A 10,729-nucleotide genomic window follows, 5' to 3' on the forward strand; every position below is an offset into this window, starting at 1 on the left:
GCCGCCTCCTTCTTTTTTTTAAACCAGACTGTTCGGGGGTTGTCCCCCGGGCGGCGCGGCCCCCGGGAAACCCCCGGGGGGCCCCCCCCGCCGGGGGGGCCCCCACGTTCGTATGCGCGACCCGTCAGCCCAGCTGGTCAAGCTGGGCCTTGACCAGCGAGTCCGGGATCGCGCTCGCTTGCGGGGTCAGCATGTTGACACCATAGAACGCCGCGATCACACCGTCCTGGCGCACGACGGTGTACGTCATGGGGACCTTCTGACCGCCGACCACGCTGGTAATGCGGTAGCCGACAGCCTCGTCGCCCAGCGCGGGAGCCTTCACCGACTGGACGCCCGTGTACGCCAAGCCGACGGTCTTGAAGCCCTTGGGGCATGCCTTGAGGGAGGCCCGCAGGTCGGACATGACCCGTTGGGCGTCTTTCTCCGAGTGGGAAGCAAGCCACATCGAACCGACGGTGGCGTTCTTCGCCTCAATCGGGTCGAGAGAGCGGTGCACGACACCGATCGCCGGAAGGTGCGTGTAGCCGCCGGCCAGGCTCGCAAGCGGCTGGCACACGGCATTGTCGGCCTTCATGTCACGGCCGGCCTCGACCTGGGACTTGGCGACCTCCTTCGCCTCGAATCCGCTCTTTTTACCAGAGAGCACAACCTTTTCGAGGGTTACCGGGTCTACCGCACCTATGCGCTTCGCCTCGGCCGCAGCCTTTTCTTCGGGGCTTAGCGTATTCCCCGTCCCCGGCGTGCCCGCTTTTGGCTTCCCGTCACCGGATTCCGTAGATGCATTACTGCACGCGGATCCCGCGAGCAGGGTCGACAAGACAGCGATCACCGAAAGGGCCCTGCGCAGTTCCATGTTCTTTTCTTTCCTCGCGGAAACGAATAACAAGAATGATCGTACCCGCAATAATGAACCATTTTCATTACGTTTTGACGTCGACTTGCCCAATGCCGAGGTGGTCGGTAATGCGGTCCGCCGCCGACTTCGAGACCCCGAACAGCGGAGCGAGTTGACATATCGTCAAATCTATGTGCCAGTAAGCCGCGACCAGCAGGTCCCGGTCCTCCAGCAGGAGGCTCCACGGCTGAGCCTGCGGACTGCATCCGCGCCTGCCCGCCGCAGGACGGTCAACAGCTTGCCGAAGTCGCGAGGGCTCAGCCCGCCGAACGGCGGCTATCCAGGATGAATCCGACGCCGTAATCACACCAGCCACACCAAGGTCATCGCATATGACGGATCACCGAAGTTGGCATCGTGCGCCGACTGGACTGCTCCATTGCCTTCCGCACACCGCCTGTCGCCGCGGCTATACACCGCACGGCTGGCCCCGTGGCCAACGTGGCCGTTACCGCTCGGCTCTCAGGGCTCCACGCCGCAGCGTCGCGCCATCGCCTTCAGGCATTCGAGTTCTCGCCATGCTGCTGTCGGGTGGGCGAGATCAAGGACCATCCCGGCGCGGGCGATCTCCAGCGGGTCGTGCCCGGCGGCCCGGGCGGCGGTGGCGAAGCCGCGGCGCAGCGACGGCCTCGGCCGTCATCCGCCAGGCCAGGGCGCCGACGGTCCGGCCACCCCGGGCAATCGGCGGGGCGAGCCGGTCCCAGCGGTCGACACGGACGAAGAGCGGCCCGGGTCGGTGCGTCCGGCGGCCGCGAGGGCGGCGAGGTGGGCGTACAGGGCGCGGACGGGGCAGATGGCCGGGTCGGTGCCGTACAGGATCGTGTTGGTGGTGCGCTTGCGGGCCTTCTTGCGGTGCACGGTCACGTCGTAGCCGTGCTCGGTCTGCGTCACGGTGCTCGGTCTGCGTCACGGCGGCCAGGTCGAGCGCGTCCGGCTCGCAGACGCGGGCGGCAGTGGCGAAGCCGAGGAACACCAGGGCGGCGTTGCGCTTGCCGACGAGGGTGGCCCGGTCGGGGCCGGGTTGGGTTCCGTGCGGCTTTGACCCGGCGGACAGTCCAGGCGCCGACGGCAGCACACAACGATGCCAAGGACGGTAAGCACAGACTGTCCATGACGTCAGACTCACTCCGCACCACTGACCACCAGCCCTACTACGGCGCTCTCAAACCACTGCTCGAAGACCACGCCGAGCACCTGGCCAAGGAGATCAACAGACGCTGAGCCTGAGCGTGATGGGTAAGGTCAGGACCGCGCGGTCCGGAACGCCAGATACTGGCTGAAGGCTTCATTGCTGTCGGGGGTGAAGCGCCACTCCAGCAGGGCCGACCGCAGCTCCGGCTCGGAGGACGGCCAGTCGAGAAAACCGATCGACAGACGAGTGCACGAGGCACTGTGATGGCTCCGACTGCCCGCCGCATGGAGCGGGCCCACCGCAGGAGTTGCTCTTGGCAGCCGGGAGAGCCGCGGACCCCCGCCCAGCGATCGATGCCGCACTGGTCAGGCGCCTGGTCGATACGCAGTTCCCGCAGTGGGCCGAGCTGCCTCTCAAGCTGCTCGACCCGGCCGGTTCGGACCATGTGATCTACCGGTTGGGCGAGGACCTGTCCGTCCGGTTGCCCCGCCATGCGGGTGCCATAAGGCAGGCCATGAAGGAGTCTGAGTGGCTCCCCCGGCTCGCCTCGCACCTGCCGTTGGCCATCCCCGTACCGGCGGGGGTGGGTGAGCCCGACTTCGGCTATCCGTGGCCGTGGGCGGTGTCCCGCTGGCTGGACGGCGATGTGGCGACCGCCGAGGCATTGGCCGACTCGTCCCGGGCTGCCGTCCAACTGGCGGAGTTCCTCACCGCCCTTCAGGCATTCGTTCCCGAGGACTTCCCGGTCGAGGAGGCTCGCGAGGACCTCACCGGTCGGCCGCTGACCGACCGGGACCGCGCGACGCGAGCCGCTATCGCGGAGGCCGACGGTGCGTTCGACGCCGCGGCCATGACCGAGCTGTGGGATGCGGCGCTGAGCGCCCCCGGATGGGATGGCCCGCCGGTCTGGTTCCACGGCGACTTCCACACCGGCAACCTGCTGACCGTCGCCGGCCGCCTCAGCGCGGTCATCGACTTCGGCGAGCTCGGCATCGGCGACCCGGCCTGCGACCTGACCATCGCCTTCACCCTGATGTCTGCCGGGAGCCGGGCTGTCTTCCGCGCCACGCTCGGCGTCGACGACGCCACCTGGACCCGGGGCCGCGGCTGGGCCCTTGCCACCGGCCTGAACGCCTACACCTCCTACGCCGCCGTAAATCCCCGGGTAGCCGCGCAGACCACCCGCCAAATCACCGAGGCTCTGATCGGCTGATCAAACGACTCCAGGATGTGTGGGTTCATGGAGAAACTTCAGGCCAACACGGCGGAAGGCTCAGGTCTCACCAACTGCGCCTGGGACGCCTCCGCTGGTCAGCAGCTGGTATTTGTCCTGCTCGGCTGTTCTGCGCCTGTGCGGAGGCTGGTAGCTGCCGTGCGGTCTACCCTTTCCGTTCGGCGGCGCTGTGCTGATGAACCGCAGCCTCGAGGACTGCCAGAGATCTGGGCAGCAGTTCCGCGGCACCGTCCCGGTGCTCGCTCAGCGTCCAGGCGAGGGCTTCAATATGGCCGGGGACTGGGGAGGCCCCGCCAGAGGCGGTCTTCAGGATTCGTGCCGCCTGGCCGCGATTAATGGGATTGCCCTTCTCGATCAGCGAGGCCAGGTCGGCCATTGCAGTACGCAACCAGCCGAGGCCATCGGCGGCGGTCGCTGGGACAGGCTTGTGCGCGGCTGGGCGAAGGTCGGATTGGTCTAGGACCACCAGCTCGAGATCGGCCGTGTCGCACAACTCCCCCGCAGTGTCCCGGACGGTGTTGTCGACCGTGGTGACCGAGGCGAGCAGGTGGATGTCCGCGCCGAGCCGCTGGCTCAGTGCGACATCGCGCCGGAGCTGAGCCTCGTCGAACTCCGAGGAAGAAGTCTTCACCTCCCCAGAGAGGACCTTCCCGTCCCAGATTCCGAAGATGTCTACCTCCTCCTGTCCACCGTCGGTGAAGGTGACGTCGGTGCCGGGGAGGAAATGGGAACGAGGCTTGCGTCGACAGAGCTCAGCGATGACGAGCAGATGCGGCAGCAGGCCGTTGTCGCTGGCCCGGTCGGTGAAGCTGTCGAGTCGGTAATGCACGGCGGTCGGCGCGCCGCCGGAATGGTAGGCGGACACGGCACCGCACCCGGGGCACCGCGGGGAACTGCTGGTCTGGCTGAGCGGAACGAACGACCGGCTGGTACACGAGGAGCAGACGCTCTCCAGCCCTCGCTCCGCCCAGCCCAGCGCGCACAGTCGTTCCATTGCGGCCGCCCGGTCCTCCGCCCTGACGTTCGGGAGTTTGTGGGCGGTCAGGTAGCGCCGCTCGGACCGGCCGCCCCATGTGGCGGCGAGCTCAGCGAGCTCGGCGTCCGGGCTGCCGTCGGCCCGCAGCTCCTGCAGCCGCTTCATCAGCTCCTTGGACCGCGGCGTGGTGAGGGCGATAGCCGCCTCGTAGACGCCGCGTTCGAGAAGCGCAGAGCTGTCGGCCCGCTCGGCCAGAGCTGTCCCCAGCCGTCCCGCGGAGGACAGCTGGTGCGCAGCAGTGACATCGTCTAGAAGCTGCTCTGTGGCCTGTGGCAGCAGGGGGAACGTCATCTGAACAGCGAGCTGATGACTCATGGGGAGGAACGAGAGCTGCAGCTTGCCGTCCCGCCACTGGGCGTCGGGGTGGACGAGCTGGGCGATGGATGGGCGGGCGGGCAGGCCGAACAAAGGCTCGCCCCAGAATCTCACGAGGGCTCCTGCGGGCCCGTTGAACCGCACGGGCTGGGCGAAGCGCAGAGTGCTCGGCCCGTCGGCAAAGACCTGGACGTCGAAAGACGTCGGAACCCCGTAGTGGCGTTCGAGGGTCACCCAGTCCGTGGGGTCCAAGTCCGTCCGGTAGGTGAACGGGGCGGTGCGGGCCGGGGGTATGGGGATACGCGCTCCGGCGCACGGCTCCTCGTCGCCGGGGACCAGGCCGAGCACCGAGGCGAGTTCCAGCAACTGCTTGGGCGACGCTGAGCGGCTGACGAGCGCCACGTCGGGCGCGAAGTGACCGGGGCGGGACCCAAGCAGACCAGCCACCTGTTCGGAGAAGTTGAGCCAGTGCCTGACCGCGTCGGCGCCGGGCAGCAGCAACATGGGCATGTCGATCGTGTCCACCGGCCGCATTGCCCTGGTGTTCCAGAAGTCGAGGCTGTCTTCCAATCCCTCGCCTTCGACGACCCACAGGACGAGAGGTGTGTGCCCCGGGGTGATGCTCTGGTACTCACCGAACTGCGCGATCGTGTCCTGGATCCGGGTGTCGTTCCGCAGCTGGCACCGGCCGAACTCGTCCTCCCACTCGCTCACCCTCGCATGCTCGCGGTGGCCAGGCTTCACGCATCCGGCCGCGGCCAGCTGCCACAGCGGTGCAATCGTGCTTGCCGCGATCGGCGAGTACGCCGGATCCGTAAATTCCCGGACCTCGGCCGGGGAGCAGGTGAACACCACCGTGTGGTTCCGCGTGTCCTCAAGGTCGACGAGAGGCAGCCCCAGGACCGCCGCGATCTCCTTGGCCTCCAGGGGGTCAGCGTCGATGTTGACGAGCGCCTCGATGCCGACGATGCGTAGAACCTGCTCGTGCTGCTGGGACAGACCTGAAGCACGGACTTCGACGATGGGCTCGGTCATGCCGCCCCACCGGCTGCTGGCCTGTGTCACGGCCGCTCGGAACCCGGCCTCGCTACCGCCCGCGATCAGGTAGGCCGCGCGGGAAGGAAGGACGGATGCTTCCATACCGGCCTGCCCGAGATATCTCCTCGAATCCACGGTGCCAAGCCTCTCATCGCAGTCGCCGAGCGCGGAAGGAGAAGGCCATCATTGAACCCGACCCCCGGCGGTCCGACTTGTTGTGGGGCTGGTGCTCAGCGACGATCAGACCTGTACGTGCTCAGCTCGCCATCTCGACCGCTCACTCCCCAACTGAAGCGCTCAGTCACAAGAGGCTAAGGGCTGTCCCGTAAATGATCTACGAGCCGTCTCGGGCATGGTTGGCCGCAGTGTGACCCGCTGATCTATCCGGCGAGGGCGAGGTTGTGCATCCGTGCGATGCCGAGCATGGCGTGGTGGACGCCGTCCCCCTTCAAGCGGCAGTCGCGGAGGATCTTCCAGGTCTTCATGCGGGCGAAGACGTGCTCGACGCGGGCCCGAACCTGCTTGTGGGACTTGTTGTGTTCCTCCTTCCAATCCGGGAGTTCACTCTGGCTGCGCTTGCGGCGGTGCGGGATGACCAGGCCGGTGCCCGGGTAGCCGCCGTCGGCGATCGTGGTCGTTCCGCCGACGGCCGCCTTGGCGCCGGACTCTTCCCAGGCCTTGCAGTCGTTGCGGTTCCCGGCAAGCGGCCGGCCGACCACGACGACCAGCCGGGTGTCGGCGTCGATGACGACCTGGTGGTTGGTGGAGTACCGGTAGTTCTTGGACCGCTCGGCGATGGCGTGGTCACGGGTGGGGACCAGGGTGCCGTCCACGATGAGCACGGTGTCCTTGGCAAACCGCTTGCGGGACTGGAGTGCGAGCATCGGCGCGAGATGGTCGATGATGCGGTCCGCCGCCGACTTCGAGATCCCGAACAGCGGGGCGAGCTGCCGCATGGTCAGGTTCGTTCGCCAGTACGCGGTGACCAGCAGGGCCCGGTCCTCCAGTGGAAGGCTCCACGGCCTGCCCTTGCGGACCGTGTCCGCACCTGCGCGACGCAGCACCGTCACCAGCTTCTCGAAGGCGCGCGGGCTCAGCCCGGAGAACGGGGCTATCCAGGACGGCTCCGACGCCGTGATCACACCAGTCACATCGAGATCATCTCGCCAATGCGACCACTTCTGCTCAGGCCCGTGGTCGAGAATCCTGCCATGACCGAAGGTGACCGCCACGAGGCATCCACACGTTCATTCCTTGCATGTGCAGCCGAAGTGGCTCGCCTGCTGGACCTTGAGGCTGCGGCCGACGTACCTGAAGATCGACGTGCGCGGCACCTGGCCGGAGCGGCACGAAGGCCACTGCTGGAACGCGCCACCCTGTCTGAGGAGTTCTTCGACGCGCTGATGGCTGCTGCTGTCTACGACCCGGACCCAAGCTTCTGCCGCTGGTTCGTCGAGCCGGCGCTCTACGCATTCGGGCGCCGCAGGGTCATGACGGCATTGCTCGGCTATCTCCGCACGGGCACGACCGCGGAGATAGCCGGTGCCCGGCGGTCCTGGTACTGCGCACATTTGCCACTATGCACTGACCGGTCACCGGCCTACGCGCCCAGCGGAAGTCGCGATCCGGCCCTGGATGAAGTGGACGACGTGGTGGACCAGTGGCTGGAGTCGTCCAGCACCCAGCAGCGTGATCGGAATGCCTCAGGGAGCCACAACCAAGCTTGAGACCCTGGTGGCCAGAGGGTCGTAGCGCAACTCCTCGGGGTTACGGGACAACCTTTTAGCGGCAGTTGCGCACAGGCTGTCAGAGCAGTACTTGAGGGTGAGACTCCGATCCGCCCGAAGAACCTAGGCGGCCCACGGCTTCCACCGCTGTGATGGACCGCCCGTGCACGTCGACAGTTGCACCCTGTCAGCTGTGTTCCTGGCCAAGCAGGTTTTCGTCACCGTGTTTTTGATCAGGGCACCCAAGTAGTAGTCGTTGTCTATCGACCAGAACGCCGCCAAGTCACCGCCCAGGCAGGGTTTCATCGCGATCAACCCGTTCCGCGCCGTCAGGCACAGTCCAGTCGCTTCCTGACGCACGCTCGTCCAGACGCCGTAATCGTCGGCCCAGTCCCATGTTTGGTAGCTGCCCCCGTTGCAGGTGGTCACATACGGGCCGTAGTCCGCCCGATAGTCCAGGCACTTCCATGTGCTCGGCATGGCCTCGAACATCCCCCTCGCCCCCGCCGCGCTTGCCGGAGGCGCGTTCAGCCCGATCATCATCCCGGCGGCTGCCCCGATCACTGCCAACTTCTTCAACATCAAGAGACTCTCCGGAACCCTAGAGTTGAGCGAGAGCATGACACTAGGAGTCTGCCGCAGTGTGAGGTTCGCCCGCCAGTGCGCGGCCATCAGCAGGCTCCTGTCCGCGAAAGGACGTTGCCGCAGGCGGGCGGTGCCGCTGTCGGCAGGTGTCCTCGTGGTCCTGCTCGCCATCGCCTTCAAGATGGTGGCCGGCTCGGTTCTGCCCACCCAGTCCCGTGACCGCCTGCACTGGTGGAACGGCTGGTGGAACCGCAAGAACAAGAAGTAGCTCGGATGCTGCCCCCTCCCGTTCGGGGAGGGGGCCTTTCGATGCTCTCTGCCCGGTACCTCTCCGAGAAGTCGGTCAAGGCGCACGTCCCCAACGTCCTGACCAAGGTCGGCCCCAACCTGACTCGCAGCTATGCCAGTGCTCAGATTCCTTCACCCCACTCGTACGCCGTACTGAGCGACGCCTCACGTTGCACCGCACATCCCACCCAGATTGTCAGCGCCATCTCCTAGACTCAGTAGGAGAGTTGGCGGGCCCACTCGCGAGTGGGCCCGCCTACCGCCGACTGGGGGGGACACGATGATCCGTGCACAGGGGTCCGGCGAGAATGAGCCGGATGACCTCCGCAAACCTACGAAGGCACAGATCGAAGAGGAGTTCCACGGATCGCTCGCCGAACTCGCCGACGCCCCGTCCGACTGGACGTATTCCCTATCGCCCTACCGTTCGCATGACTTCCTCTACCACGTCAGCGCCTTCTACTCCGCCGACAGCCGGGTGGTTGCCGTCGTCTCCACGGTGAGGCCGTTTCCTGACCTCTATCGAGTCCAACTCGTGGTCGAGCTCCATGCGGAACTGGCGGCCTTCCTGTTCAACTCCAGCCCGGTACAGCCGCCCGTGTTCGGCGACTTGACCTTCACCCCGTCCACCGCGGTGGTCAACGTGAACGGCACCGACACGACGGTGAGGGCGATGTCCGGCCACGGCGCTACCAGTGCGGAGGTCACCGTCGGCTCCGTCTCCGTGTTCGTCTCAGCGGCGAATGAGTTTTTCCAAGAGCCGCCGAAAATCACTCTTGGATCGTGGGGGCGCCGCAGGTGGCTGACCTGGCGCGGTAAACTCGGCTGATGGTCCGGAGGGGTGTCGTAGGCCCACCGTGGGCCCGCGAGCGCGGTCCCTTCGGGCCCTCGACTTCTCGGCCGCCGTGCCGGCCGCCGAACCCTGACGTACAACGAGAGCCCCCTCCCCGATCGGGGAGGGGGCTCTTCTGCGTTTCTGGCTAAAGGTTGTCCCGTAACTGCCGCCGGGCGTCTCGCGGCATACTGGCGCTCGTTGATGACCTTGTTCGGCTGTGGGCGCGTTCGTGGCTGAGTTGCGATGTGAGGCGGTTCGCTGGGTGGACGATGAGCCGTGGCCCGGGGTGGTCGAGGTTCAGTTCACGGATGCGGCCGGACAGCGTTGGTCGCTGCTCGACAAGCCTCCGATCTTCGCGGCGACGGGCGAGCTCGGCCCGGACACGTCGTATCCGGTGGAGGTCACCGTCGCCTGCGCGGTCGCCGAGGGTCATGGCCCGGCGGGCGACAACGAGGTCGTCACCGTCTCCACCTCGCCGGACGGTGTCACCACACCGGACGGACTTGAGGAGTTCACGGTGCGGCGGAAGCAGCTCATCCGCTGAGCGCGAGGTTGTGGAGCCGTGCGACACCCAGCATCGCGTGGTGCACGCCGGCTCCGCGCAGGCGGCAGTCGCGCAGGACCTTCCAGTTCTTCATCCGTGAGAAGACGTGCTCAACCCGGGCCCGGGCCCTGCGATGGACGGCGTTGTCGGCTTCCTGCCCGGGCGTGAGGTGTTCCTGTCCGCGACGCCGCCGGTGCGGAATCAGGGCGCCGGTCCCCTGGTGGCCGCCGTCCGCCAGGACCGGCGCGTCCCCGCAGGCGCGGTCGACGCCCGACTCGGCGAAGGCCCGGCAGTCGTTGCGGTTGCCCGGCAGAGGCAGCCCAACGGCGACGACCAGGCGGCTGTTGGCGTCGATCACCACCTGCTGGTTGGTCGAATACCGGTAGTTCTTGCTGGAGGCCGCGATCGTCCTGTCGCGGGTGGGCACCAGGGTGCCGTCCACGATCAGTACGGTGTCCTGCCGCGGCCGTCGCGCGGGCGAGATCGCCAACAGCGGAGCGAGGTGGTCCAACACCCGGTCCGCGGCTGACTTCGAGATCCCGAACAGCGGCGCGACCTGCCGCAACGTCAGGTTGGGCCGCCAGTAGGTGGCAACCAGCAGCACCCGGTCCTCCAGGCACAGCCGCCACGGCCGGCCGCGCTGGACGTCACCGCCACGACGTCGGACCAGCGCGACCAGCTTGCGGAACTGCGACTCGCTCAACCCCGAGAACGGCTCGATCCACATCGGATCGCCCGCCGAGATCACCCCACCCATGCCGTGACCAACGCGGAAGCGAGGCGGCAGTTACGGGACAACCTTTAGGCGTTTTGGTACGAGGAGCCGGGCTACAGGTCGAACTCGAGGTGCTCGATGTCGGTGAACCGGACTTCTTCCAGGGAGCCGGCGCGGCGGCCGCCGTCCTGGAAGTACACCTCCTTGAGTGCTTCGGCGGCGATCTGCTGGAGCTGGGCGTCGCTGGCGCCGGCGTCCTGGGCGTCGAAGAGACGTGCGGCGTAGACCGGGGGCAGGGCGACGGTCAGGTGCCGGATGCGGTCCTGGTCGGTCGACCCGATCGGCGCGGTGTAGCCCATGCGGGCGCGGGTGTCGATGACGA

The 10,729-nt window shown here is 67.1% G+C and carries 12 protein-coding genes and 1 pseudogene; 5 read left to right on the top strand and 8 right to left on the bottom strand.

Annotated elements, in window-relative coordinates:
• Window positions 1-124 precede the first annotated feature (124 nt).
• The 3 genes and pseudogenes from ACFWUY_RS39230 to ACFWUY_RS39240 form a co-directional block, all read right to left on the bottom strand.
• Window positions 125-856: a hypothetical protein gene (locus ACFWUY_RS39230; RefSeq protein WP_384121356.1), complete on the bottom strand. Its 732-nt coding sequence runs from the start codon at window positions 854-856 to the stop codon at window positions 125-127.
• A gap of 94 nt (window positions 857-950) precedes the next feature.
• A pseudogene (locus ACFWUY_RS39235) lies at window positions 951-1,214 on the bottom strand (IS5/IS1182 family transposase); the annotation flags it as partial.
• A gap of 320 nt (window positions 1,215-1,534) precedes the next feature.
• Window positions 1,535-1,789 (bottom strand): hypothetical protein, encoded by a 255-nt coding sequence (locus ACFWUY_RS39240; RefSeq protein WP_384121358.1) that lies wholly within the window; start codon window positions 1,787-1,789, stop codon window positions 1,535-1,537.
• Window positions 1,790-2,343: 554 nt separating this feature from the next.
• Here ACFWUY_RS39240 and ACFWUY_RS39245 point away from each other — a divergent pair.
• Window positions 2,344-3,243, top strand: a complete 900-nt coding sequence (locus ACFWUY_RS39245; RefSeq protein WP_384121383.1) for an aminoglycoside phosphotransferase family protein — start codon at window positions 2,344-2,346, stop codon at window positions 3,241-3,243.
• Window positions 3,244-3,409: 166 nt separating this feature from the next.
• Here ACFWUY_RS39245 and ACFWUY_RS39250 read toward each other — a convergent pair whose 3' ends face one another.
• Together ACFWUY_RS39250 and ACFWUY_RS39255 are read right to left on the bottom strand one after the other, a co-directional pair.
• Window positions 3,410-5,650: a hypothetical protein gene (locus ACFWUY_RS39250; protein WP_384121360.1), complete on the bottom strand. Its 2,241-nt coding sequence runs from the start codon at window positions 5,648-5,650 to the stop codon at window positions 3,410-3,412.
• 383 nt (window positions 5,651-6,033) lie between these two features.
• Window positions 6,034-6,804 carry a transposase gene (locus ACFWUY_RS39255; protein ID WP_384121362.1) on the bottom strand — a complete coding sequence of 257 codons (771 nt, stop codon included), beginning with the start codon at window positions 6,802-6,804 and terminating at the stop codon, window positions 6,034-6,036.
• Between the two features lie 60 nt (window positions 6,805-6,864).
• Here ACFWUY_RS39255 and ACFWUY_RS39260 point away from each other — a divergent pair, with 60 nt between their 5' ends.
• Window positions 6,865-7,380, top strand: a complete 516-nt coding sequence (locus ACFWUY_RS39260; protein ID WP_384121364.1) for a hypothetical protein — start codon at window positions 6,865-6,867, stop codon at window positions 7,378-7,380.
• A 123-nt stretch (window positions 7,381-7,503) separates the two neighbouring features.
• Here the strand turns inward: ACFWUY_RS39260 and ACFWUY_RS39265 are convergent, their stop codons facing one another.
• Complete coding sequence (locus tag ACFWUY_RS39265; RefSeq protein ID WP_384121366.1) at window positions 7,504-7,962, bottom strand: ricin-type beta-trefoil lectin domain protein; 459 nt, start codon at window positions 7,960-7,962, stop codon at window positions 7,504-7,506.
• Between the two features lie 61 nt (window positions 7,963-8,023).
• Here ACFWUY_RS39265 and ACFWUY_RS39270 point away from each other — a divergent pair, with 61 nt between their 5' ends.
• The 3 genes from ACFWUY_RS39270 (at window position 8,024) to ACFWUY_RS39280 (ending at window position 9,632) form a co-directional block, all read left to right on the top strand.
• Window positions 8,024-8,233, top strand: a complete 210-nt coding sequence (locus ACFWUY_RS39270; RefSeq protein WP_384121368.1) for a hypothetical protein — start codon at window positions 8,024-8,026, stop codon at window positions 8,231-8,233.
• A 300-nt stretch (window positions 8,234-8,533) separates the two neighbouring features.
• Window positions 8,534-9,082, top strand: a complete 549-nt coding sequence (locus ACFWUY_RS39275) for a hypothetical protein (protein WP_384121370.1) — start codon at window positions 8,534-8,536, stop codon at window positions 9,080-9,082.
• Between the two features lie 268 nt (window positions 9,083-9,350).
• On the top strand, window positions 9,351-9,632 hold the full coding sequence (locus tag ACFWUY_RS39280) for a hypothetical protein (protein ID WP_384121373.1): 282 nt from the start codon (window positions 9,351-9,353) through the stop codon (window positions 9,630-9,632).
• Here the strand turns inward: ACFWUY_RS39280 and ACFWUY_RS39285 are convergent.
• Together ACFWUY_RS39285 and tpg are read right to left on the bottom strand one after the other, a co-directional pair.
• Window positions 9,622-10,389, bottom strand: coding sequence for a transposase (locus ACFWUY_RS39285; protein ID WP_384121376.1), 768 nt, complete (start codon window positions 10,387-10,389; stop codon window positions 9,622-9,624). The two genes, ACFWUY_RS39280 and ACFWUY_RS39285, sit on opposite strands and share 11 nt — an antisense overlap.
• A gap of 71 nt (window positions 10,390-10,460) precedes the next feature.
• On the bottom strand, window positions 10,461-10,729 hold a 269-nt coding region (gene tpg / locus ACFWUY_RS39290; protein WP_384121379.1), incomplete at its 5' end, for a telomere-protecting terminal protein Tpg.

Origin of the sequence: Streptomyces sp. NPDC058664, assembly GCF_042716635.1 — a bacterium.
Taxonomy (GTDB): Bacteria; Actinomycetota; Actinomycetes; order Streptomycetales; family Streptomycetaceae; genus Streptomyces.

Bases quoted from the DNA above. Each gene is read 5' to 3' on its own strand.
- ACFWUY_RS39285 (WP_384121376.1), bottom strand. From the start codon at position 10,389: ATGGGTGGGGTGATCTCGGCGGGCGATCCGATGTGGATCGAGCCGTTC.
- ACFWUY_RS39230 (WP_384121356.1), bottom strand. From the start codon at position 856: ATGGAACTGCGCAGGGCCCTTTCGGTGATCGCTGTCTTGTCGACCCTG.
- ACFWUY_RS39265 (WP_384121366.1), bottom strand. From the start codon at position 7,962: ATGTTGAAGAAGTTGGCAGTGATCGGGGCAGCCGCCGGGATGATGATC.
- ACFWUY_RS39275 (WP_384121370.1), top strand. From the start codon at position 8,534: ATGATCCGTGCACAGGGGTCCGGCGAGAATGAGCCGGATGACCTCCGC.
- ACFWUY_RS39250 (WP_384121360.1), bottom strand. From the start codon at position 5,650: ATGACCGAGCCCATCGTCGAAGTCCGTGCTTCAGGTCTGTCCCAGCAG.
- ACFWUY_RS39260 (WP_384121364.1), top strand. From the start codon at position 6,865: ATGACCGAAGGTGACCGCCACGAGGCATCCACACGTTCATTCCTTGCA.